The following is a 22666-nucleotide window of genomic DNA, read 5'->3' on the forward strand; positions in this document are numbered from 1 at the left end:
GGTCCCCGGCACGTCAGCCATCCACACGCTATCCATCCACATCGTGGAGGTGGTGAACGACGTCGTGCAGGAAATACTGCGCGAAGCTCAGCACCGTGAATTCCGAGCCGTTGCTGCGGGTGCCCTTGCGGCCCCAGTCCTGCTCCGGGACGCGGCCGAAGGACGCGGCGATTTGCTCGCCTTCGGCCGTCAGCTCGGCGCTCACCTCGGCGGGGTCGGCTCCCGCGTAGTCCTGCTCCACCGCGGTCCGGTCCTGGTCCCAGTCCTCGAAGCGGGCGTCGTCCTGGGTCAGCATCAGGTTGAGGCGGTGGTCGAAAAGGGTAAAGACGTCCCGGACGTGGCAGGCGTACTCCAGCGCCGACCAGGTGTTCCCGTCCGGGCGGACGGCGGCATCCGGGCGCCGCAGCACGGCGCGCCAGCGCGGCAGCATACTGGCCACCCGTCCCGGCGCCGTGGCGGGGGTGCAGGCAGAGATGTCGAAACCGCACTCGGGGCACGGCCGTGACAGCACCCAGGTCCAGTCCTTTTGATCGGGAACGATAGGCATGGGAGCAGTCTAGGCGAAGGAGTAAAATCCGTTCCGGGGGAAGGGCCTGGAAAGGGACATTGCCATGCTCAAGGACCAGCTGGTCGGCGCCGTCTTGCCGGCCGCCGACATCGCCCGCGCGCGCGATTTCTACCGCGACAAACTCGGACTCGAACCGGATAACCCGGGTGCCGAGGACAACCTGCAATACACCTGCGGCTCCGGCAGCAGATTTCTCGTGTACCTGACGCCCAACGCCGGATCGGCCAAAAACACCCAGATGGGCTGGATGGTTCCGGACGTTCCGGCCGCCGTCGCCGAACTGCGCGCGGCGGGGGTCGTCTTCGAGGAGTACGATTTCCCGGGCCTGAAGACCGAGGACGGCATTGCGACCCTCCCGGATGGCAGCACTGCCGCCTGGTTCCTGGACAGCGAAGGCAACATCCTCAACATCAACTCGGGGATGTAAGCCCGCCGGTTGACCCCGGGTTGATCCTGGGCGGCCGCGCACGGCGGCGGCCCTGGGTCAGCCGCGGGCCGCTAGCCCTCCGCGGCGTCCTCCGCGGCCCACGCCATGCTCGGGCCGATCGCGTCGACGGCCTGGGAGAGCGGAATGCCGGAACCGTCGCGGCGGCCGTGCTCGCCCGGCAGCGACCGCGCCACGCCGGCCAGCGAGGACGCCTTCGCCGGGCCGTGGCCGGCCCAGGCGAGCAGCAGGGTGTCCTCGCCCTTGAGGAAACGGTGCGCGCGGACGCCGGCCGTGCCGCGGCCCTTGGCCGGGTATTCAGCCAACGCCGTGACCTTGGCCGCGCCCGGGGCGGTGCCGGGCAGCGCCCCCTCGGTGCCGGCGATGGTGACCACCACGGCGGCGTCGTCGGAGGAGCGGGCAGTGCCGAAGTGCAGCACCCGGTCACCGGCGGCCAGCTTGATCCCGACCATGCCGCCCGCGGTGCGGCCCTGCGGCCGGACCGCCGAGGCACTGAAGTGCAGCAGCTGGGCCTGCCGGGTGACGAAGACCAGCTCGACGTCGTCCGCGGCGGCGGGCTCGACGCCCACCACGGTGTCCTTGTCCTTGAGCGCGATCACTTCCCACTCCTCGCGGTTCAACGGGTAGTCCGGCTGGACTCGCTTGACCACGCCCTGCGCGGTCCCGATCGCGAGGACCTGGTCCAGGGGTGCGAACGCCACGAGGGACTCGCCCTTGAGCAGCGTGATGAAGTCCTTGGCCGGCACGCCGCCGGCCATGTTGGGCGTCCCGGACGTGGGCGGAAGCACCGGCATGTCCATCACCTGGAGCCGCAGCATCCGGCCCTGGGACGTGACCGCGGCAATCTCGCCGCGCGCCGAGGTCTTGACCACTGAGCGGAAGACGTCGTGCTTGGTCCGCGGGCCTGATTCGGCGAGGCTGTCCTGGTTGGCCGTGCGCGCGATCTGCCCGGACGCCGTCAGGATCGCCCAGCAGGGGTCGTCCGCGATCTCCAGGGCCAGCGGCGCCGCCTTGCCCTTGGCGCCGGGTGCGGCGGTGAGGGCCGCGGCGACCGTGGGGGAGACGGCCTCGGATTCGAGCAGCACGGTCCGGCGCGGGGTGCCGTATTTGTCCGCGAGCTCGCCGAGTTCGTCGGAGACCAGCCCGCGCAGCAGCTCGGGGGAGTCCAGGATGGCCTGGAGTTCGGCGATCTCGCGCCGCAGCTCGTCCTGTTCCTTCTCCAGCTCGATCCGGGAGTACTTGGTCAGCTGCCGCAGCCGGAGTTCCAGGATGTAGTTGGCCTGGATCTCGGACAGGTCGTAGATGGACATCAGCCGGGTGCGGGCCGCGGCGGCCTCGTCCGAGGACCGGATGATCTGGATCACCTCGTCGATGTCCACGATCGCGATGAGCATGCCCTCCACCAGGTGCAGGCGGTCCTTCTTCTTGCCCAGGCGGAACGAGGTGCGGCGGCGCACCACGTTGATGCGGTGGTTGACGTAGACAGAGAGCAGTTCCAGCAGCCCCAGGGTCTGCGGCTGCCCGTCGACGAGCGTGACGTTGTTGATGCCGAAGGAGTCCTCCATCGGCGTGAAGCGGTAAAGCTGCTGGAGCACGGCGTTCGGGTTGAAGCCGTTCTTCAGCTCGATCACCAGCCGCAGTCCGTGCTTGCGGTCGGTGAGGTCCACGATGTCGCTGATGCCGGTCAGCTTCTTGCCGTTGACCGCATCCTTGATCTTCTCGATCACCTTCTCCGGGCCCACCATGTACGGCAGTTCCGTGACCACCAGGCCGGTGCGGCGCGCCGAAAGCTGTTCGACTTCCACCTTGGCCCGCGTCTTGAAGGAGCCGCGGCCGGTGGCGTACGCGTCGCGGATGCCGTCCAGGCCCACGATCCGGCCGCCGGTGGGCAGGTCCGGGCCGGGGACGAACTTCATGATGTCCTCGAGGGAGGCGTCCGGGTGCGCGATCAGGTGCCGCGCCGCCGCCACCACCTCGCCGAGGTTGTGCGGGGCCATGTTGGTGGCCATGCCGACGGCGATGCCGGTGGCGCCGTTGACCAACAGGTTCGGGAACGCGGCCGGGAGCACATCCGGCTGGGTGAGCTGGTTGTCGTAGTTCGGGACGAAGTCCACCACGTCTTCGTCGAGGTGGTCCGTCAGGGTCAGCGCCGCCGCCGCCAGCCGGGCCTCGGTGTACCGCGGGGCGGCCGGACCGTCGTCGAGCGAGCCGAAGTTACCGTGGCCGTCGATCAGCGGCAGCCGCAGCGAGAAGTCCTGTGCCATCCGGACCATGGCGTCGTAGATCGCCGTGTCGCCGTGCGGGTGCAGCTTGCCCATCACTTCGCCCACCACACGCGCGCTCTTGACGTGGCCGCGGTCCGGGCGGAGGCCCATCTCGCTCATCATGTACAGGATGCGCCGCTGCACGGGCTTGAGGCCGTCGCGGGCATCGGGCAGGGCACGGGAGTAGATCACCGAGTAGGCGTACTCCAGGAACGAGCCTTCCATTTCGGAAGTGACGTCAATGTCGACGATGTTCTCGGTGAAATCCGGGCTGGCTTCCCCTGCCGGGGGCGTGGTTTGGCGGCGTGCCATGGGGCTGGTGGGTCCTTCGACGGGTTACTCAGTTGATGGTGCGTGGCTGTTGAGGCGCGATGACGGCGGGCAGCTCAAGTTTATGGCTAGGCTAAGCCTATGGTGGATCAGCCCGCGGACGGCGTATATCCGGAACATTGGGAAGCCGATGTCGTGCTGCGCGACGGCGGGACAGCCCACCTGCGCCCCATCCACCCCGCCGACTCCGACGCGGTACAGGCCTTCCACGTGGGCCAGTCGCAGAAGTCCATCTACATGCGCTTCTTCGCGTTCAAGTCCAAGCTCTCCGCCAAGGAACTCAAGCGCTTCACAGAGGTCGACTACAAGGACCGGGTGGCCCTGGTGATCACCATCGGCGGCGAAATCATGGGCATCGGCCGGTATGACCGGCTCGACGACCCGGAAGAGGCGGAGGTCGCCTTCAACATCGCCGACGCGCACCAGGGGCGCGGCATCGGCTCGATCCTGCTCGAACACCTCGCCGCGGCGGCCCGCGAAAACGGCATCCGCAAGTTCAGCGCCGAGGTGCTGCCGGAGAACCGCAAGATGCTGATGGTCTTCTCCGATGCCGGCTACGACGTCAAGCGGCACTTTGACGACGGCGTCGTCAGCCTTGAGTTCAACATCGACCCCACGGACAAGTCCCGTGCCGTGATGGAGTCCCGCGAACACCGCGCCGAGGCCCGCAGCATCCAGGAACTGCTCGCCCCGTCCTCCGTGGCGGTGATCGGCGCCAGCCGCAAATGGGGCACCGTCGGGTACCAGCTGCTGGAACACATCATCGAGGGCGGCTTCACCGGCCCGGTCTACGCCATCAACCCGGAGGCCCTGGAGCTCGCCGGCATGCTGTCCTTCGCCAAGCTCTCCGAGGTCCCCGGCCCGGTCAAGCTCGCCATCATCGCGGTCCCGTATGACGAGGTGCCCAAGGTGGTGCAGGAGTGCGGGGACGCCGGGGTCAAGGGAATTGTGGTGGCCACTGCCGGCTTCGCGGACGACGGCGAACGCGGGCTCGCCCGGCAGCGTGACCTGGTCCGCCAGGCCCGCGCCAACGGCATGCGCGTGATCGGCCCGGCCTCGCTGGGCATCGTCAACACCAACCCCGCCGTGTCCCTCAACGCCTCGATGGCGCCGTCGCTGGCGCGCCGCGGCGGCCTCGGCCTGTTCAGCCAGTCCGCGGCGATCGGCGTCTCGCTCTACGCCGCCTCCAGCCGCCGCCGGGTGGGCCTCTCCACCTTCCTCTCCGCCGGCAACCGCGCCGACGTGTCCGGCAACGACATGATGCAGTTCTGGGAGGACGACGCCGACACCAACGCCGTCGGGCTGTACCTCGAATCCATCGGCAACCCGCGCAAGTTCTCCCGCCTGGCGCGGCGGCTGGCGCGGACCAAACCGGTAATCGTGGCCAAGTCGGACGCCATGGGCCTGAACCTGCCGCCCGGCCACGCCGTGCGCACCACACAGGCGCCGCCCGAAGCCCTGGACGCCATGATGCGCCAGGCCGGGGTGATCCGGGTGGAAACGATCGAACAGCTCATGGACGTGGCACAGATCGTCTCCAGCCAGCCGCTGCCCCAGGGCCCCGGTGTGGCCGTTTTCAGCAACTCCCGTGCGCTCGGCAAGGTGGTGGCGGACAGCGCCGCCGCAGCCGGACTCGGCGTGGAACGCATCGTCGCCGACGTCGACCTGGACACCGGCATGTCCCGGGCGCTGCCCGCGCTGCGGCGCAGCCTGCAGGAGACGCTGACCCTCGACTCGGTGCACGCCGTGGTGGTGGCCCTGCTGCCGGCCCGCGGACTCACGGTCGAGAAGATCGGCGCGGTGCTGGCCGAGTGTTCGGCGGCGGCCGGGAAACCGGTGGTCGCGGCGTTCACCGGCCTCCTTGACCCGTCAATCTACGTGGAGGGCATGGTCGGGGCAGCCGCCGACGACGCTGCGCCTGAGGCCGCTCCCGGCGTGCCCTGCTACTCCAACCCGGGGGCCGCCGTGGCCGCCCTCGCGGCCGTAGTCCGCTACGCCCAGTGGGTGGTCCGCGACCAGGGGCTCTTTGTGGAGCCCGAGGGCTGCGACCCGGAGGCCGCCCACGAAGACCTGGAAGAGCTGCTCCGGCCCGTGGGCGGCGAACAGCTGGTCCGGCTGGACCCGGCCTCCGCCGCGAAGCTGCTGGGCCGCTACGGCATCCGCGTGCTGCCCTCCGAAGGCTTCGAAGGCGAGGACGACGCCGTCGCGGCAGCGGACCGGCTCGGCTGGCCGGTGGCGCTCAAGACCACGGACCCGGCGCTGCGGCACCGGCTGGACCTCGGCGGGGTGCGCCTGGACATCCAGGACGCCGACTCGCTGCGCCGCAACATCGCCCAGATGCGCAAGTCGCTGCAGCGCTACGGCTCGCCGTCGCTGGAGGTCCAGTCCATGGCCCCGGTGGGTCAGGCCTGCACCTTCCGCGCTATCGAGGACCCGCTGCTGGGCCCGGTGGTGTCGTTCGGGCTGGCCGGCGACGCCGTCAACCTGCTGGACGACTGGGCGCACCGGGTCCCGCCGCTCTACGGCTCCGACGTCCACGACTTCATCCGCGCGCCCCGTGCCTCCCGCAAACTCTTCGGCTACCAGGGCCTGCCCGCCGTCGATGCCGCCGCGCTCGAGGACGTCGCGGCCCGGCTGACCCGGCTCAAGGACAACCACCCGGAGATCGTGCTGGTCGAGTTCAACCCGGTCCTGGCCGGTCCCGACGGCGCGGTCATCCTGGCCGCCGACGTCCGGATTGCCAACGCTGCCCAGCGCACGGACACGGCTCGCCGCGCGATGCGCAGCTAGCGCCGCAGTTAGCATGTCCCCAGCCGATCTGTGAAAATGGAAGCCATGAGTTCCCAGCCTCCAGCATCCAAGCCCCAGGTGTCCGTCCCCGGCCGCCACGGCTCGCCGCACCACGGCCTGCACGACCACAGCGCGCAGGGCCAGAGCCTGGAAGGCGCCCTCCAGCAGGCAGGCTTCTACCCCCGTCTGGTGGCCGACGTCGTCGCCGACGCGTTGGACGGCCGCGACTGCGTGGCCCATCTGGTCCACCTGGAGACCCACTTCGACCGGGCCGAGGTGCGCCGGCACATCACCGTGCTGGTGCTGACCGAGGACATGCTGGTCATCACCCACGTCGACGACCAGCAGCTCGACGAAGCCGGCGAGCAGATCGTCGCCCAGGTCTCCACCGAATCCGTCCCCGTGACGCAGATCCGCTCCGTGGTGCTCAGCTACGTCTACGCCCAGCCGCAGGACTACAAGCCCTCGGACCCGGTGCGTGAGCTGACCCTCTCGATCGCCTGGTCCGGCGGGCAGCGCCTCGACATGGGCCCCGCCAGCTGCGGCGACCCGCAGTGCGAGGCGGACCACGGCTACAGCGGCACGATCGCGCAGGAGGACATCGTTCTGCGGATCAGCGCCGAAGCGGACGGCCTGCAGGCCGTCCAGGACGCCAAGCTCTTCGCCCGGGCGCTCCGGGCCGTGAACACCGGGTCGACCGCGGCCGCCCCGCACGGGCTTTCCGCCCTTCCGCAGCGCTCCCGCAGCGGCGTCTTCGGCAACCGCCTCAGCCGCGGCCACCAGCGCTGAGATGGGGCCGGACCGAGCCGCCGCGTCCCCGGTAGCCTCCCCGCAGCCGGACGCCCCGGGGTCAGCGCCGGCCGGCGGGCCCGCCGGGCTGCCCTCGCCCCCGGCCTACGGGGAACGTTCCATTGCCGAGGTGCTCAGCAGTGCCGCGGCCAGCCTCGGTGTCCCCGGATTCGGCAACCGGTTGAACCTTCCCGCCGCGAAGCACGTCTGCGTCGTGCTGGCCGACGGCCTGGGCCGCCAGCTGCTCAAGCAGAAGACCGCGCACACGCCGTTCCTGCGCTCGGTGCTGCAGGCCGGCCAGGGCGCCGTGCCGGTGTGGCTCGATGCGGCCTTCCCCTCCACCACCGCCGCGTCGCTCGCCAGCTTCGGGACCGGGCAGCCCGCCGGGCAGCACGGGATGGTCGGCTACGACGTCCTGGACCCGGACCAGGACCGGGTGGTCAACATGCTGGGCAATTGGGACGACGGCGTGGACCCGCTGCAGTGGCAGCCCCTGCCCACCGTCTTCGAGCGGGCCGCCGGGCACGTGGACGTGACTACGGTCGCGCTGCCGCGGTTCAGTGATTCGGCCATGACCCGGGCCGCGCTGCGGGGCGGCCGGTTCCTGGCCGGGACCACCTCGCACGCCCGGACGGCGGCGGCCGCTGAGGCCATGGCCGGCGCGGACAGTTCGCTGATGTACTTCTACGTCCACGAACTGGACAAGGCCGGGCACCGGTACGGTTGCCAGTCGCCGCAATGGGAGCACCAGCTCGAAGAGCTCGACGCCACCGTGCGCCGACTCAATGCCACCCTTCCGGCCGGCACCACCGTGCTGGTCACCGGAGACCACGGCATGTTGGACGTGCCGGCATCGCAGCGGATCGACTATTCCGCCGAGGCGGAGCTGATCGCCGGAGTCCGGCACACGGCGGGGGAGCCCCGCATGGTGCACCTCTACCTCGACGACGAAGCGGACGACGCCGGCCGGCGGCGGCTGCTGGACGCATGGCGGTCGCGGTTCGGTGACCGGATCTGGGCCTTCACCCGGGAAGAGGCCGTGGCTGCCGGGCTGTTCGGCGAGGTCCGGGCCGGGGTCGGACCGCGGATCGGCGACGTGATGATCGCCGCGCGCGACGCGCTGGCCTTCTACGACACCCGCCGCGTCCAGGCCCGGGCGCTCGAGGTGGTGGGGCAGCACGGCTCGCTGACCAAGGCGGAGCGTGAGGTGCCGCTGTTGTGCTTCGCGGCCGAAGGAAAAGCAGGCGCCAGGGCCGCCGGCGCAAAAGCCCCAGGGAAGGCTTCGCGCCGCTAAGCCGGAACGCTCCGGCTGGCCGCAGCCCTAGTCGCTGCGGGTCCCGAAGACGATTTCATCCCAGCTGGGCACACTGGAGCGCTTGGGCTTGGAAGGCTGGCGTTCCGGGGTCTCGGGCTCCCGCTCGGCGCGTGGTGTGTCGGTGCGGGATGCATCCGGGCGGGGAACCGCAGGGGAGTCGTGCTGCGCGCGCCGCGACGGCCCGCCGCCTACGAGCTCATCCAGTCCGGGGCTCGACGAGGGTCCGGACCGCACCGGCCGCAATTGTGAGGCGGCAATGGTGATTTCCCGGGTTTCGGTGCTGACCCCGTCGTGGAGCTTCAGCGCGTCGTCGTCGGTGCTGTCCTGGTGCCGCGGCGCCAGGCTCAGGCGGGACAGCATGGACGGCCGTGCATCCCTGCGGCGGGAGAGGACGTCGGGGTTGGGAACCGAATGCGGTTCGGCTGACGCCGCGGGCGGGGTCTCTTCCACGGCCTCGGCGTCCTCCGCGGGCGCCTCAACTTCCGCCGCGTCGTCTTCTGCGTCTTCAAGCGACGGGACTTCGGAAGGGCGCGGGTGGGCTGCGGGCACTCCGTTGGTCAGCAGCAGCGCCAGGGCGTCGTCGGCGTCCTCATCCAGGCCGAGGCGCTGGCCGCGGCGGGTGCGGAGCATGTCCAGCAGTCCGTCGGCATCCTTTTCCTGCTGGGTGCTGTTTTGCTGGACGACGCTGAGTTGCGCGGTCGCGCCGCGCGCGGCTGCTTCCGCGTCGGTTTCAAAATCAAAGGGCCGGTCCGAAACGGCGGAGAGGCGGCGGGCCGGGACCGGGCCGTCCATCGGTTCCAGTTCGCTGAGCTGTTGCGCCCAGCGGTTGGCGTTTTGCAGCGACTTGCGCGCCGGGCTGAACGTCCACATGGCCGGCGGCTCTTCACCGATGGCTGCATGGGCGCCGGGCTGCGTTTCGAACCGCGCCACCACATTCCAGCTTCCATCCGGCCGGCGCCAGGAGTCCCATTCCACCGAGGAAGGCTCGATCCCGTGCGCCCGAAGCCGGTGCATGACCATGTCATCCAAGCTTGCAGGCTGGTCGCCGAAGAAGGAGCGGTAGCTGTCATGTCCCGCGGACGGGGTAGCCACCTCGACCTTGCGGGCCTGCTGGGCCACGTACTCGCGCTCGGCCAGCACTGGGCCTTCGTAGCGCTGCACCTTGGCCAGCGGAATGCCGGAGAGCTCCGCCACCTCCGCCGCGGTGGCACCGCTGCGGATCCTGGCCTGGATATCGCGGGGGGACATGGCAATGGGCTCGGCGCCCACGCCGGAAGCGGCCCTCGCGGGCGTCCGGCTGGCTGCCGCCCGAAGTGCCTCATCGATCGGCAGCTGGAACATCTCGCCGCCGGTGCCACTCAACAGGAGATGCTCCCCGTCGTCGTGGACGCCTACAAGCCGTAGATCCTGCATACAAATCCTCCACCCTGGCATTACTAACATTCGAAACTCTGCCACCGTTTGGCCGCAATTCGGGGTAGGAGGGAGGGCGCGCCGTGATTTTCCGCGACTTTCCGGCCCATTTGGCCCGTCCCGGTCCGGCGGAGCTGCGGCCGGACCACTGGCCTCTGGTGTTTGGCAGGGGATGTGCGCAAAAATGACCCGACATCGGGCACAAAAAGCGTTTGTCCGGCGTTGACATCGGTGAACCAAACCCGGGCCGTACCGGGGCTACCAGCCCCGCCGGTGCGGACGCGGCGATCCAACCAAACGACTGCGGAGTGTGAGCAACTACTAATGGCGACAGACTACGATGCGCCGCGCAAGACCGAGGAAGACCTCAACGAGGATTCCATCGAGGAGCTGAAGTCGCGGCGTACGGACAAGCCCTCCGCGGTGGTTGATGAAGACGAGACCGACCTTGCTGAAGGCTACGAACTCCCGGGCGCCGACCTGTCCGGCGAGGAGCTGCTGGTGCGGGTGCTGCCCGCCCAGGCAGACGAATTCACCTGTGCCTCCTGCTTCCTGGTCCGCCACCGTTCGCAGATCGCCCGCGAAAAGGACGGCCTGAAGTACTGCAAGGACTGCGAGGGCTAAAGGACTGCGGGGGCAAAGAGCACCGCGGGGGCTCCGGGCCCGGCAGGGACTGGCGGCATGCGGCGGCTCAGCACTCAGCGGGACAGGGCGGCGACGAGCTCATCCGGGTGCCGTGTGGACGCCAGCCAGTAGGGCGTGCGGTCCGAGGGGTCGGTGATCTCTATCCGGACCACCGGGTCGATCCAGCCGCGGATGCACATAAAGGCGAGCCCGTTGAGCCGGGTGCCGCGCTCCGCCGTCGCCTCGGCGCCGCGGAAAGCCTGGACGGTGCCGACGAAGCGGCGCTCAATCGTCGCCCGCCCTACGCGCAAGGTGGCGGCCGTGACCGAGATGGACGGCGTGGACAGCACCAGCAACACCGCCAGAATCGCGAAGAGCACCACGGCCGCGGTGATCCCCGCGGCGATGCTGATCGGTGCGAACACCAGGATCCCGGCCCCGGCCAGCCCGGCAGCCACCAGCCAGATCCAGAAATTCGGCCACAGTTTTTCGCTGAACAGGACGGTGGCGTCGTCGGGGGTGCTGTTGGAGGCAGGCACGGCTGCACTGGATTCGGGCATGAGCCCAGCTTTCCACTTTTCCCGGGCCATTTCACCTTGGCCGTCCCGCGTAGCCGGGCCCGCCGTCGCCCGGCCCGCCGGGGAGCCCCGGGGGAGCAGCCCACGGTAGGCCTATCCTCCCCGCGGGCGTTACAGTGGGGAACTGTGACTGAAGAAACCACTGCCGTGAACACCCCGCCGGCAGAGCCCGCAGCCGGCGGCCCTTCCGCGTACGGAGCCCCCACCCTGACCGTGCAGCTGAAAATGCTCGACGACGGTCTGCAACCGCCGTCGTATGCCCACCCGGGCGACGCCGGCGCGGACCTGCGCGCCCGCGAGGACGTGGTGCTCGGGCCGGGGGAGCGGCGGCTGGTGCCGACCGGTGTGTCCATCGCCCTGCCCAACGGCTTTGTCGCCCTCATCCACCCGCGCTCCGGCCTCGCCACCAAGCACGGACTGACCGTGGTCAACGCGCCCGGCACGGTGGACGCGGGGTACCGCGGGGAGATTGCCGTGACGCTACTCAATACCGACCGCGACGAGGCGATTGAATTGCGCCGCGGCGATAGAATTGCACAAATGGTCATCCAGCGAGTGGAGTACGCGGAGTTCGTGCCCGTCCAGGAGCTCAGCGATTCAGTCCGCGGCGCCGGCGGTTTCGGCTCCACCGGCGGCTTTGGCGCCCCAGGGGCCTAAACCGGCCCGATAGACGCAGCTCTTCCCTGTGCGGCCGTCGGGCCCTCGCGCAGGATCACAACTAAGGAGACAAACCCCATGGTTTTTGGGCGTGGCAGAAAAGCCAAGCAGGAGCAGACGACGGACGCCGGCGAGACCCCGGAGGACGCAGTTGCGGGAACCGTCGCGCCGGCCGAGGCCAGCGACGGCGCGCGCAGCGCCGGTCCCTACGACGTCTCGGAAATTGAAAACCAGGACGGCTACGTGGACCTTGGCGCCCTGCTGATTGCCCCGCGCGAAGGGCTGCAGCTCCGGCTGGAGGTCGAGGAAGCCACCCAGCGCGTGGTGGCCGTCACCATGGACCTGGACAGCTCAAGCCTTCAGCTGCAGGCGTTCGCGGCGCCCCGCTCCGAGGGCCTCTGGGACGAAATCCGTGAGCAGATCGGCCAGTCCGTCGGCAGCCAGGGTGGCCAGGTCGAAGAGATCGAGGGCCACTTCGGCATCGAGCTCGTCGCCAAGCTCCCCGCCGGTGACGGCAGTGACGGCTACCGGGTGGCCCGCTTCATCGGCGTCGACGGTCCCCGCTGGTTCCTCCGCGGTGTGCTCGGCGGCGAAGCGGCACTTGACCGCGCCGCCGCCGCCGGACTCGAAGAGCTGTTCCGCCAGATCGTTGTGGTGCGGGGCGAGAACCCCATGCCGCCGCGCGACCTGCTCCAGCTCCGCCTTCCCCGTGACTCCGGCGTTTCGGCGCCGCACGGCGCCCCGGAGTTTGAACAGCCCGAGCGCGGACCGGAGATTACCCAGATTGGTTGATGCCCCCGGCAGGAAACCCGCCGACGCCGTCCCCGTGCGGGGGCTGCCTGAGCGCGGACGGGTGCTGTGCCGCGGCTTCATTGAATCCGTGACGTACGCACCGGCCAGCGAGGTGGCCGCCTTCACCGCGATCGTCACCGACCACGACGCCCCGGCGGCCAAGGCGCGGCCGCCGGCGTCGTCCGTCCAGGCCGCCCGGCCCGCCCAGCAGGGCGTCGGCCGCAAGCGGCCCGCCGTGGCCGCTGACCGTCTCCGGGTGGTCTGGCTGGGACGGCGCCGCATCCCCGGCGTCCAGGCCGGCCTGGAGCTCCGGCTCGAGGGCATGGTCACGGTCCGGGACGGGCTGCCCACCATGTTTAATCCGCGCTACGAAATACTCTCCCGCAAGGAGGAGCAATGAGCACGCCCGAAGACCCGCAGCCCACCGTGGCCCAGCTCGCCGAAGGCTACGCGGCCAAAGCGGGCCTGCACCGCTCCAGCAACGGCAATATCGACGTACTCAAGAGCGCCGGCGGTGTCCAGGGCATCGCCGAAAGTGTCCTGCCCGGACTGGTCTTTCTGATCGCGTTCACGGTGACCCGGGAACTCCCGCTGGCCCTGATCGGCGCGCTGGCCGTGGCCGCGGTGTTCACCGTCGCGCGGCTGGTCCAGCGCAAGCCGCTGACGCAGGCGCTGGCCGGTATAGTCGGCGTCGGGCTGTCAGCCTGGCTGGCGAACTCCACCGGCAAGGCGGAGGACTTCTACGTCCTGGGATTCTTCACCAACCTCGGGTACATCCTCGCGATGTCCCTTTCGATCGCCGTGCGCTGGCCTTTCGCCGGGCTGTTGTTCGGTTTTATCCGGAACGAAGGCCTGGACTGGCGCAAGCACCCGTCCCGGGTAAAGGCGTACCGGATCGGCACCTGGGTGATCATCGCGGTCCTCGTTCTGCGCCTGCTGGTCCAGGTCCCGCTGTACCTGATGGGGGAGCAGGGCCTCGCGGGCCTCGCAACCACCCGGCTCATCATGGGCGCGCCGCTGTACATCCTGGGCATGTGGGTGGCGTGGCTTCTCACCCGCCCGGCCCCGGCCCCCGTTGACGGGTCGGCCGGACCCAACTAACTCGCAGTTCTTGACGCTTCTATGTTTGTCAAGCAGGTGGAGCCACTGTTCGAGGAGCTCCATTTTCGATGGACTCAGAGTAGCTCTATGAACAATAGCCATGAGCCCAGCCTAGGGGCGGGCGAAATCAGAGGAATAATACTCCGCAGACACCCGGCCAAGAGGTTCCCGTTAGCCGATCGGTCAACGGGCAATCGCCGTTGTGTTGGATGTGCCACTGCTTGAATAGGACTTACCGACTGAACGATCGACTTAAGGGATCTGACGTGACACAAGTGATAAAGGAAGCACACGATTCCTGGGACCGGGGAAGGTGGCGCAACCCGCCCGTGCGTGTCGTCGCGGATGGTCGGACTCTGCGGGTAACCGCAGCCGAGAACAGTGACGCCTGGAGGCACACCTCGTACGGCTTCGTCCATGACAGCGCGCATGCCCTGTTGGCACCGCTGCCCGCTGAGGGGGCGGTGGAGGTTTCATTCCTTCTGAATTACACCGAGCAGTTCGACCAGGCGGGGATCTATCTTCACGTTTCGGAACTTTCTTGGATCAAGGCCGGTGTGGAGGTGTCCGACGGAGTCCCACAGGTTGGGGCCGTCGTAACACATGGGGTCTCCGACTGGTCGGTGGCACCTGTCCCTGAGTGGATCAATCGGGAAATCACAGTGCGGCTGAGCAGGGCCGGTAACGCCGTCACCATCAGGGCCCGCGCCGGGGATGAGCCTTTCCGGCTCGTCCGCGTTGCTCCTCTGGATGAAACAGTAAGTGCCGAGGTCGGCCCATTTTGTGCCTCGCCCACTCGGGCTAACCTCACGACCACCTTCACCCGATGGGTTGAGACCGATGCAGATGCAACCCTGCACCCTGAACACGACTAAAGCCGCAGCACTCATCCGTGAGTCGTACTGGGAGCGGTGAAGGATCCGAGCCTGCGCCCGCACCCGGGACAAGGAACGTAAATCAGCCCATTGACTCGTCGCGTTGCCAGGCTGCTTCCTTCCGGAACGTGTCGCGTGTCGTTTTGAGCGCCCGGGTCAGCCGTCGAAACCGTCGTCGCCGGCGGGCTGGGTCTCGCGGCCGTGCTGGTCCGTGCCGGCCCGCTGGCCGCTCCCGGAAGCCTGGCCGGCTGCGTCGTCGGCGGACTCCGGCGCCGACAGCAGTGCCCGCAGCCCGTCCTCCGCCGCGATCGTGGTGACGAAGAACAGCTCGTCGCCACCGTCGATCACGTCGTCCCGGCTGGGCGTGATGGGCGCCTGGTCCCGCAGGATCGCCACCAGCGTCGCGTCCTCCGGCCACTCGATATCACCCACGGTCAGGCCGATCACGTGCGAATCATGCGGCACGGTGAACTCCACCAGCGAGGACACCCCGGTCTGCAAGGTCAGCAACCGGACCAGGTCGCCGATCTCCACGGCTTCCTCCACCAGGGCGGTCATCAGCTGCGGGGTGTTCACCGCGACGTCGACGCCCCAGGAATCGTCGAACATCCAGTCGTTCTTCGGGTTGTTGACCCGGCCCACGGTCCGTCCGACGCCGAACTCGGTCTTGGCCAGCAGCGAGACCACCAGGTTCACCTTGTCGTCGCCGGTGGCGGACACCACGACGTCGGCGTCCTCCAGCCGGGCGTCCTTGAGCGTGCTGAGTTCGCAGGCGTCGCCGACCAGCCAGTGCGCGCCGCGCAGCCCGCTGCGGCCGATCACCTCGGGCTTGAGGTCGATCAGCAGGATTTCGTGTTTGTGGGCCAGCAGCTCACGGGCAATAGAGGAACCGACGCTGCCCGCCCCGACGATAACTACTTTCACTTAGGACTCCTTGGCGGGGGACTTGGCGAGAATGTGGGCGACCTCGGTGGTGCGGTCCACGCTGAGCATGGCGTGGACGGTATCGCCGTCCTGGTACAGGGTTCCGGGCCCGGGGAGGATGCCCTCGCCGAAACGGGTGAGGTAGGCGACGCGGATGTCGGCGGCCTTCTCGAGCGCGGTGACCGGGTGCCCGATCCAGCCGGATTCCACGTCCACCTCGGCCAGCACCAGCCGGCCGGAAGGATCACGGAAGTCGCCGGCGAGGTGCTGCTCGGGAAGGATCCTGCGCAGCACCTGGTCCGCGCTCCAGCGCACCGCCGCGACCGTGGGGATGCCCAGGCGCTGGTAGATCTCGGCGCGGCCCGGATCATAGATCCGCGCCACGACATGCGGCACGTGGAAGGTCTCACGGGCCACCCGGGTGGCCAGGATGTTGGAGTTGTCGCCGCTGGACACGGCGGCGAAGGCGTAGGCCTCCTCGACTCCGGCCTGCTTGAGCGTCTCCCGGTCGAAGCCGACGCCGGTGACCTTACGGCCGGTGAAACCGGTCCGTAGCCGCCGGAAAGCACGGTCGTCCTGGTCGATGATCGCGACCGAATGGCCGGCGTCCTCCAGTGTGTGCGCCAGGGTTGCCCCAACACGGCCACAACCCATGATCACGAAGTGCGCCACCCGTGCCTCCTCAAGCTTTCTGTGTCTGATGCTGCGTAAAACTCTACCGGCCACCCGGACCCCGGAGCCGGTCCGGCGGCGGTGCGGCAAGCCGGCGGCCGTCAGGCAGGTTCCGCCGTCATGACATCGCGTCCGAATCAGACTAGCTTTGTCTGGTGCTGACAATTTTCAACGCCGTGAAGCGGGTGCTGGTAGGCAGGCCCTTCCGGAACGACCGTCTGGCCCACACCCTGCTGCCCAAGCGGATTGCGCTGCCCATTTTCGCCTCCGATGCGCTCTCCTCGGTGGCGTACGCACCCGATGAAATCCTGCTGACCCTGGCGCTGGCCGGCGTCAGCGCTGTGGCCTTCTCGCCCTGGGTGGGGCTCGCCGTGATGGTGGTGCTGCTTACCGTGGTGGCGTCCTACCGCCAGAACGTCCATGCCTACCCCTCCGGCGGCGGCGACTACGAGATCGCTAACGTCAACCTGGGCAAGTACGCCGGCCTCACGGTCGCCTCGGCCCTGCTGGTGGACTATGTGCTCACCGTCGCGGTGTCGATGTCCTCGGCCGCCGCGTACCTCACCACCGCCGTCCCGTCCCTGCACGGCCAGCAGGCCGCGATCGCCACGATCGGCGTCGTCATCCTGGCCCTCGTGAACCTGCGCGGCATCCGCGAAGCCGGCAGCGTCTTCGCGGTCCCCACCTATATCTTTATGTTCTCGATCCTCGGCATGACCGCCGTAGGCATCTTCCAGGCCGCCACCGGCCAGCTCGGCCAGGCGCCCTCGGCGGCGTTCGAGATCGTCCCGGCTGCCGGTTTCGACGAGGGGCTGGTGGGGCTGGCGGGCGCATTCCTGCTGCTGCGCGCATTCTCCTCCGGCGCCGCCGCCCTGACCGGCGTCGAAGCTATCAGCAACGGCGTGCCGAACTTCCAGAAGCCCAAGAGCAAGAACGCCGCTACCACGCTGCTGCTGCTCGGCGCGATCGCCGCCGCCATGCTCGCCGGGATCATCTACCTCGCCAATGCCACCAAAGTGCACATTGTGCTGGACCCGGCGACGGAGTTCCTGCTCAACGGCAAACCGCTGGACGAGGGCTACATCCAGAACCCGGCCATCAGCCAGATCGCGCAGACGGTCTTCGGCGCCGGTTCCATCCCGTTCTATATCGTGGTCGCCGCTACCGGCGTGATCCTGGTGTTCGCCTCCAACACCGCCTTCAACGGCTTCCCGGTCCTCGGCTCGATCCTCGCCCAGGACGGTTACCTGCCGCGCCAGCTCCGCACCCGCGGCGACCGGCTCGCCTTCAGCAACGGCGTGCTGGCGCTGGCCGCCGGCGCACTGGTCCTGATCATCGCGTTCGACGCCGACGTCACCAAGCTCATCCAGCTCTACATCGTGGGTGTCTTCATCTCCTTCACCCTCAGCCAGCTCGGCATGATCCGGCACTGGGGCCGCGAACTGAAGCTCGCCAAGGACCCGGCCGCGAAACTGCGGATGATCAAGTCGCGCACCATCAACACGATCGGCTTCGGCATGACGGCCCTGGTCCTGGTGATCGTGCTGATCACCAAGTTCGAGCAGGGCGCCTGGATCGCGCTGCTGGCCATGTTCATCCTCTTCCTGATCATGTGGAGCATCCGCGCGCACTACGACAACGTGGCCAAGGAACTCGCCGTCGACGAGGACTCTTCGCCCCGCGCGCTGCCCACCCGGGTCCACGCCGTGCTGCTCGTCTCGCACGTGCGCAAACCGGTGCTCCGGGCACTGGCCTACGCCCGCGCCTCCCGGCCTTCGCGGCTGGACGCCATCACCGTGGACATCAGCCCGGAAGAGACCGAGCAGACGCTGGCGGACTGGGAAAAACTGGAGATCCCGGTGCCGCTGACGGTGCTGGCCAGTCCGTTCCGTGAGACGGTCACGCCGATCATGGAGTACATCAAGAACATGCGGCGCGACTCACCGCGGGACCTGATCGTGGTGTACATCCCCGAATACGTCGTCGGCAAATGGTGGGAGCAGCTGGTCCACAACCAGACGGCGCTGCGGATCAAGACACGGCTGCACTTTGAGCCCGGCGTGATGGTCGCCAGCGTGCCGTGGCAGCTGAAATCGTCCGAAGAAGCCAAGAAACTGCAGGATATCCAATGAGCACCGACACCCGGACCCCCGCCCGTACCGAGCTCGTCGTCGACGTCGGCCCCGTCGCGCACGGCGGCCACTGCGTGGCCCGGCACGAGGGCAGGGTGATCTTTGTCCGGCACGGAATCCCCGGCGAAAAGGTCCGGATCCGGCTCACCGACGACGGCGACTCCGCCAAGTTCTGGCGCGCCGACGTCGTCGAGGTGCTGGAACCCTCCCCGGACCGGGTGGACCACTTCTGGCATGCGGCCGACGCGCAGCGGTCCTGGTCGCACGGCCATCCGCCCGTGGGCGGCGCCGAACTGGGCCACATGACGCTGGAGCGCCAGCGCGGACTCAAAGCCGACGTCCTGGCCGAACAGCTGCACCGGTTGGCCGGCGTCGACGTGCCTGTCACGGTCGAAGCTGTGGGGGAGGCCGCAGGTGGCACCCCCACGGGCCTTGCCTGGCGGACCCGCGCGGGCTTCGCCGTGACGCCCGGCGGCAAGCTGGGCATGCACGCGCACCGCTCCGACGCCGTCTTCCCGGTCCGCGAGATGCCGCTGGCCGTCGAGGGCATCAACGCCCTCAGGCTCTGGGACATCGACCTGCAGGGGATCGAACGGGTTGAGGTGGCAGCTCCCGCCAACGGTTCGCGGCCGCTGGTGCTCCTGGTCCCGGCCGCCGGCACCCGCGCCAAGCGGCTCAGCTCCATCGTCGCCCAACTGCCCGCCGACGTCTCCGTGGCGCAGGTGGACCCCGGCACCGGCGCCGTGACCCAGCTGCGCGGCCGCACCTGGGTGCAGGAAACCGCGGCCGGCCACGACTACCGCGTCACCGGCGACGGTTTCTGGCAGATCCACCGCGACGCCCCGGACACCCTGGTGGGGGCCGTGACCGGCTTCCTGCACGACGGCGGCTACCTTGGCGCCGGCTCCGTGGTGGCAGACCTCTACGCCGGCGCCGGACTCTTCACCGCGCCGCTCGCCGACGCCGTCGGCGTCACCGGGTCGGTGCTGTCCGTAGAAGGGGCGCCGGGCACCAGCCGGGATGCGCGCAAGAACCTGCACGGCGCCACCCAGGTCGAAATCATCCAGGGGAAAGTGGAGCGGGTGCTGCGGCAGAAGCCGCGCGATTTCGACGCCCTGATCCTGGATCCGCCCCGGGCCGGCGCCGGCAAGGCGGTCGTGAACCAGCTGGTCGCGGCCGGGCCCCGGGCGGTGGCCTACGTTTCCTGCGATCCGGCGTCCTTCGCCCGCGACGTGGGCTACTTCCAGCAGGCCGGCTGGGGGCTTCAGGAACTGCGTGCCTTCGACCTGTACCCGCACACCCACCACATGGAGACTGTGGCGTTACTGACTCCCAGAGGCTGAGGCCACTAGGATGGGCGGAGTAGTCCGACGTCGCGCTCCGTAATCACGGCTGACCTCCTGCACCCAAGCGCCGATCCTTGTGCAAACAAGGAAAAGCTCTAGTTAGGATGACCTAACTAGCAAGGGGTCTGCGGCGCGACAAAGATGAAACTGTTGCGAGAGGAGTCCTGCGATGAGCATTGTGGACAGCTTCGGTTCAAAAGGCAAACTTAATGTAGCCGGTACCGAATACGAAATTTTCCGGTTGAACTCCGTTGAAGGTGCAGAAAACCTTCCGTTCAGCCTCAAGGTATTGCTTGAAAACTTGTTGAGGACCGAGGACGGCGCCAACATCACGGCCGATCACGTCCGCGCACTGGCCGGTTGGGATCCCAACGCCGAGCCCGACACTGAAATCCAGTTCACGCCGGCGCGCGTGATCATGCAGGACTTCACTGGCGTGCCCTGCGTTGTCGACCTCGCCACCATGCGTGAGGCCGTCAAGGAACTCGGCGGCGACCCCAAGCGGGTCAACCCGCTGGCGCCGGCGGAAATGGTCATTGACCACTCCGTCCAGATCGACGCTTTCGGTAACTCCGGCGCGCTGGAGCGCAACATGGAGATCGAGTACCAGCGCAACGGCGAGCGGTACCAGTTCCTGCGTTGGGGCCAGACCGCGTTCGACGACTTCAAGGTCGTCCCGCCGGGCACCGGCATTGTGCACCAGGTCAACATCGAATACCTGGCCCGCACTGTCATGACCCGCGAAGTTGACGGCGCGCTCCGCGCCTACCCGGACACCTGCGTCGGGACCGACTCGCACACCACCATGGTCAACGGCCTGGGCGTGCTCGGCTGGGGCGTCGGCGGCATCGAAGCCGAGGCGGCCATGCTCGGCCAGCCCGTCTCCATGCTGATCCCGCGCGTCGTCGGCTTCAAGCTGACCGGGTCCATCCCGGCCGGCGCCACCGCCACCGACGTCGTGCTCACCATCACCGAGCAGCTGCGCCAGCACGGCGTGGTCGGTAAGTTCGTGGAATTCTACGGCGAAGGCGTCGCGGCCGTGCCGCTGGCGAACCGCGCCACGATCGGCAACATGAGCCCCGAGTTCGGGTCCACCGCCGCGATGTTCCCGATCGACGACGTCACCCTCGACTACCTGCGCCTCACCGGCCGCTCCGACGAGAACGTGGCCCTCGTGGAGGCCTACGCGAAGGAACAGGGCCTCTGGCACGATCCCTCCCGCGAGATCAAGTTCTCCGAGTACCTCGAGCTGGATCTGTCGACGGTTGTCCCGTCGATCTCCGGCCCGAAGCGCCCGCAGGACCGTATCATCCTCACCGAGTCCAAGGCCCAGTTCCGCGAGGACCTGCGCAACTACGTGAAGGAAGAACTCCCGGACGGCAGCCTGGACGAAGCGATCGACGAGAGCTTCCCGGCGTCCGACTCGCCGTCGTTCACCGCCTCGGCGACGCACCTCACGGAGCAAGCGCCGCACGGGCACGGTCCGAAGTCCAACGGACGTCCGACCAAGACGGTGGCCGTCAAGACCGCCGACGGCCGCGAGTTCGAGCTGGACCACGGCGCGGTGTCGATCGCCTCGATCACTTCCTGCACCAACACGTCCAACCCGTCCGTGATGCTGGCCGCCGCGCTGCTGGCCCGCAACGCCGTGGACAAGGGCCTCACCTCGAAGCCGTGGGTCAAGACCTCCGTGGCTCCGGGCTCCAAGGTCGTCACCGACTACTACAACAAGTCGGGCCTGACCCCGTACCTGGAGAAGCTCGGCTTCTACATCGTCGGCTACGGCTGCGCCACCTGCATCGGCAACTCCGGTCCGCTCGACGCCGAAATCTCGGAGGCCATCCAGGCCAACGACCTTTCCGTCACCGCCGTGCTTTCCGGCAACCGCAACTTCGAAGGCCGGATCAACCCGGACGTCAAGATGAACTACCTGGCTTCCCCGCCGCTGGTCATCGCGTACGCCCTGGCCGGCACCATGGACTTCGACTTCGAGAACGACGCCCTGGGCCAGGACGAAGCCGGCAACGACGTCTTCCTGAAGGACATCTGGCCGAACCCGGTCGAGGTCCAGCAGGTCATCGACTCCTCGATTGACAAGGGCATGTTCGCCCGCGGCTACGAGGGTGTCTTCGAGGGCGACGACCGCTGGAAGGCGCTCGACACCCCGGCCGGTGACACCTTCGCCTGGGACGAGAAGTCCACCTACGTCCGGAAGCCCCCCTACTTCGAGGGCATGAAGGCCCAGCCGGAGCCCGTCCAGGACATCACCGGGGCGCGCGTACTGCTCAAGCTCGGTGATTCGGTCACCACGGACCACATCTCCCCGGCCGGTTCCTTCAAGTCGGACACCCCCGCCGGCCAGTACCTGCTGGCCAACGGCGTGGAGCGCAAGGACTTCAACTCCTACGGCTCGCGCCGTGGCAACCACGAAGTCATGATCCGCGGCACCTTCGCCAACATCCGGATCAAGAACCAGCTCCTCGACGGCGTCGAGGGCGGCTTCACCCGCGACTTCACCCAGGCCGACGGCCCGCAGGCCTACGTCTACGACGCCGCGCAGAACTACCAGGCCGCCGGCACCCCGCTGGTCGTCCTGGCCGGCAAGGAGTACGGCTCCGGCTCGTCCCGTGACTGGGCCGCCAAGGGCACCGCACTGCTGGGTGTCAAGGCTGTCATCGCGGAAAGCTACGAGCGCATCCACCGCTCCAACCTGATCGGCATGGGCGTCCTGCCGCTGCAGTACCCGGCCGGCCAGAACGCCGCCAGCCTGGGCCTGACCGGCACGGAAACCTTCGCGGTTGAGGGTGTCACCGCCCTCAACGAAGGCACCACGCCGAAGACCCTCAAGGTCACCGCCACGGCCGAAGACGGCACCGTCACGTCCTTCGATGCGGTCCTGCGCATCGATACCCCGGGCGAAGCCGACTACTACCGCAACGGCGGCATCCTGCAGTACGTGCTGCGCCAGATCTCCGCTAACTAGCGCGGTCTAAGCAGCCAAACGGGAAAGCCCCGGTCCGTCCCTGACGGACCGGGGCTTTCCCGTTCCGG

19 protein-coding genes are annotated in these 22666 nt (G+C 68.5%); 13 read left to right on the top strand and 6 right to left on the bottom strand.

From position 1 onward, the window contains the following. Nucleotides 1-28: 28 nt before the first annotated feature. Nucleotides 29-547, bottom strand: coding sequence for a DinB family protein (locus tag AC1MED_RS07790; RefSeq protein WP_479786282.1), 519 nt, complete (start codon nucleotides 545-547; stop codon nucleotides 29-31). 64 nt (nucleotides 548-611) lie between these two features. Between AC1MED_RS07790 and AC1MED_RS07795 the strand changes: the two genes are divergently transcribed. After that, nucleotides 612-995: a VOC family protein gene (locus tag AC1MED_RS07795; protein ID WP_479786283.1), complete on the top strand. Its 384-nt coding sequence runs from the start codon at nucleotides 612-614 to the stop codon at nucleotides 993-995. 71 nt (nucleotides 996-1066) lie between these two features. Here AC1MED_RS07795 and AC1MED_RS07800 read toward each other — a convergent pair whose 3' ends face one another. After that, nucleotides 1067-3589 (bottom strand): DNA gyrase/topoisomerase IV subunit A, encoded by a 2523-nt coding sequence (locus AC1MED_RS07800; protein ID WP_479786284.1) that lies wholly within the window; start codon nucleotides 3587-3589, stop codon nucleotides 1067-1069. Nucleotides 3590-3688: 99 nt separating this feature from the next. On the opposite strand from AC1MED_RS07800, the gene AC1MED_RS07805 reads away from it, so the two are divergent. From AC1MED_RS07805 to AC1MED_RS07815, 3 genes are read left to right on the top strand one after another with little or no spacing between them, the layout of a single operon-like run. Continuing rightward, complete coding sequence (locus AC1MED_RS07805; RefSeq protein WP_479786285.1) at nucleotides 3689-6397, top strand: bifunctional acetate--CoA ligase family protein/GNAT family N-acetyltransferase; 2709 nt, start codon at nucleotides 3689-3691, stop codon at nucleotides 6395-6397. Between the two features lie 45 nt (nucleotides 6398-6442). Continuing rightward, complete coding sequence (locus AC1MED_RS07810; protein ID WP_479786286.1) at nucleotides 6443-7186, top strand: DUF5998 family protein; 744 nt, start codon at nucleotides 6443-6445, stop codon at nucleotides 7184-7186. Between the two features lies 1 nt (nucleotide 7187). Beyond that, complete coding sequence (locus AC1MED_RS07815; RefSeq protein WP_479786287.1) at nucleotides 7188-8480, top strand: alkaline phosphatase family protein; 1293 nt, start codon at nucleotides 7188-7190, stop codon at nucleotides 8478-8480. Between the two features lie 27 nt (nucleotides 8481-8507). Here the strand turns inward: AC1MED_RS07815 and sepH are convergent, their stop codons facing one another. Next, nucleotides 8508-9914, bottom strand: a complete 1407-nt coding sequence (gene sepH, locus AC1MED_RS07820) for a septation protein SepH (protein ID WP_479786288.1) — start codon at nucleotides 9912-9914, stop codon at nucleotides 8508-8510. Between the two features lie 324 nt (nucleotides 9915-10238). Here sepH and AC1MED_RS07825 point away from each other — a divergent pair, with 324 nt between their 5' ends. After that, nucleotides 10239-10538, top strand: coding sequence for a DUF4193 domain-containing protein (locus AC1MED_RS07825; protein ID WP_138769577.1), 300 nt, complete (start codon nucleotides 10239-10241; stop codon nucleotides 10536-10538). A gap of 74 nt (nucleotides 10539-10612) precedes the next feature. On the opposite strand, the gene AC1MED_RS07830 is transcribed toward AC1MED_RS07825, so the two are convergent. Further along, entirely contained in the window at nucleotides 10613-11098 is a 486-nt protein-coding gene (locus tag AC1MED_RS07830; protein ID WP_346959009.1) for a DUF3093 domain-containing protein, read from the bottom strand. Nucleotides 11099-11242: 144 nt separating this feature from the next. Between AC1MED_RS07830 and dut the strand changes: the two genes are divergently transcribed. From dut to AC1MED_RS07855, 5 genes are all read left to right on the top strand, one after another. Continuing rightward, nucleotides 11243-11773 (top strand): dUTP diphosphatase, encoded by a 531-nt coding sequence (dut, locus tag AC1MED_RS07835; RefSeq protein ID WP_479786289.1) that lies wholly within the window; start codon nucleotides 11243-11245, stop codon nucleotides 11771-11773. A 78-nt stretch (nucleotides 11774-11851) separates the two neighbouring features. Further along, nucleotides 11852-12565, top strand: coding sequence for a DUF3710 domain-containing protein (locus tag AC1MED_RS07840; RefSeq protein WP_479786290.1), 714 nt, complete (start codon nucleotides 11852-11854; stop codon nucleotides 12563-12565). Next, nucleotides 12558-12965, top strand: a complete 408-nt coding sequence (locus tag AC1MED_RS07845) for a hypothetical protein (RefSeq protein ID WP_479786291.1) — start codon at nucleotides 12558-12560, stop codon at nucleotides 12963-12965. Before AC1MED_RS07840 ends, AC1MED_RS07845 begins: the two co-directional genes overlap by 8 nt. Continuing rightward, nucleotides 12962-13666 carry a DUF3159 domain-containing protein gene (locus AC1MED_RS07850; RefSeq protein WP_479786292.1) on the top strand — a complete coding sequence of 235 codons (705 nt, stop codon included), beginning with the start codon at nucleotides 12962-12964 and terminating at the stop codon, nucleotides 13664-13666. Before AC1MED_RS07845 ends, AC1MED_RS07850 begins: the two co-directional genes overlap by 4 nt. A gap of 266 nt (nucleotides 13667-13932) precedes the next feature. Then, nucleotides 13933-14541, top strand: coding sequence for a DUF1349 domain-containing protein (locus AC1MED_RS07855; RefSeq protein WP_479786293.1), 609 nt, complete (start codon nucleotides 13933-13935; stop codon nucleotides 14539-14541). A 156-nt stretch (nucleotides 14542-14697) separates the two neighbouring features. Here AC1MED_RS07855 and AC1MED_RS07860 read toward each other — a convergent pair whose 3' ends face one another. Continuing rightward, nucleotides 14698-15465: a potassium channel family protein gene (locus AC1MED_RS07860; protein WP_346959004.1), complete on the bottom strand. Its 768-nt coding sequence runs from the start codon at nucleotides 15463-15465 to the stop codon at nucleotides 14698-14700. Then, nucleotides 15466-16137 (bottom strand): potassium channel family protein, encoded by a 672-nt coding sequence (locus AC1MED_RS07865; protein ID WP_346959003.1) that lies wholly within the window; start codon nucleotides 16135-16137, stop codon nucleotides 15466-15468. 155 nt (nucleotides 16138-16292) lie between these two features. Here AC1MED_RS07865 and AC1MED_RS07870 point away from each other — a divergent pair, with 155 nt between their 5' ends. The 3 genes from AC1MED_RS07870 (at nucleotide 16293) to AC1MED_RS07880 (ending at nucleotide 22598) form a co-directional block, all read left to right on the top strand. Then, nucleotides 16293-18269 (top strand): APC family permease, encoded by a 1977-nt coding sequence (locus tag AC1MED_RS07870; protein WP_346959002.1) that lies wholly within the window; start codon nucleotides 16293-16295, stop codon nucleotides 18267-18269. Next, on the top strand, nucleotides 18266-19612 hold the full coding sequence (locus AC1MED_RS07875; protein ID WP_479786294.1) for a class I SAM-dependent RNA methyltransferase: 1347 nt from the start codon (nucleotides 18266-18268) through the stop codon (nucleotides 19610-19612). Before AC1MED_RS07870 ends, AC1MED_RS07875 begins: the two co-directional genes overlap by 4 nt. Before the next feature lie 172 nt (nucleotides 19613-19784). Further along, nucleotides 19785-22598 carry an aconitate hydratase gene (locus AC1MED_RS07880; protein ID WP_346959000.1) on the top strand — a complete coding sequence of 938 codons (2814 nt, stop codon included), beginning with the start codon at nucleotides 19785-19787 and terminating at the stop codon, nucleotides 22596-22598. Nucleotides 22599-22666 lie beyond the last annotated feature (68 nt).

Source organism: Arthrobacter sp. BI5 (assembly GCF_056680065.1).

Coding starts and splice junctions, on each gene's coding strand:
- sepH (WP_479786288.1), bottom strand. CDS start 9,914: ATGCAGGATCTACGGCTTGTAGGCGTCCACGACGACGGGGAGCATCTC.
- AC1MED_RS07825 (WP_138769577.1), top strand. CDS start 10,239: ATGGCGACAGACTACGATGCGCCGCGCAAGACCGAGGAAGACCTCAAC.
- AC1MED_RS07815 (WP_479786287.1), top strand. CDS start 7,188: ATGGGGCCGGACCGAGCCGCCGCGTCCCCGGTAGCCTCCCCGCAGCCG.
- AC1MED_RS07805 (WP_479786285.1), top strand. CDS start 3,689: ATGGTGGATCAGCCCGCGGACGGCGTATATCCGGAACATTGGGAAGCC.
- AC1MED_RS07880 (WP_346959000.1), top strand. CDS start 19,785: ATGAGCATTGTGGACAGCTTCGGTTCAAAAGGCAAACTTAATGTAGCC.
- AC1MED_RS07840 (WP_479786290.1), top strand. CDS start 11,852: ATGGTTTTTGGGCGTGGCAGAAAAGCCAAGCAGGAGCAGACGACGGAC.
- AC1MED_RS07830 (WP_346959009.1), bottom strand. CDS start 11,098: ATGCCCGAATCCAGTGCAGCCGTGCCTGCCTCCAACAGCACCCCCGAC.
- AC1MED_RS07790 (WP_479786282.1), bottom strand. CDS start 547: ATGCCTATCGTTCCCGATCAAAAGGACTGGACCTGGGTGCTGTCACGG.
- AC1MED_RS07850 (WP_479786292.1), top strand. CDS start 12,962: ATGAGCACGCCCGAAGACCCGCAGCCCACCGTGGCCCAGCTCGCCGAA.
- AC1MED_RS07810 (WP_479786286.1), top strand. CDS start 6,443: ATGAGTTCCCAGCCTCCAGCATCCAAGCCCCAGGTGTCCGTCCCCGGC.
- AC1MED_RS07795 (WP_479786283.1), top strand. CDS start 612: ATGCTCAAGGACCAGCTGGTCGGCGCCGTCTTGCCGGCCGCCGACATC.
- AC1MED_RS07875 (WP_479786294.1), top strand. CDS start 18,266: ATGAGCACCGACACCCGGACCCCCGCCCGTACCGAGCTCGTCGTCGAC.
- AC1MED_RS07800 (WP_479786284.1), bottom strand. CDS start 3,589: ATGGCACGCCGCCAAACCACGCCCCCGGCAGGGGAAGCCAGCCCGGAT.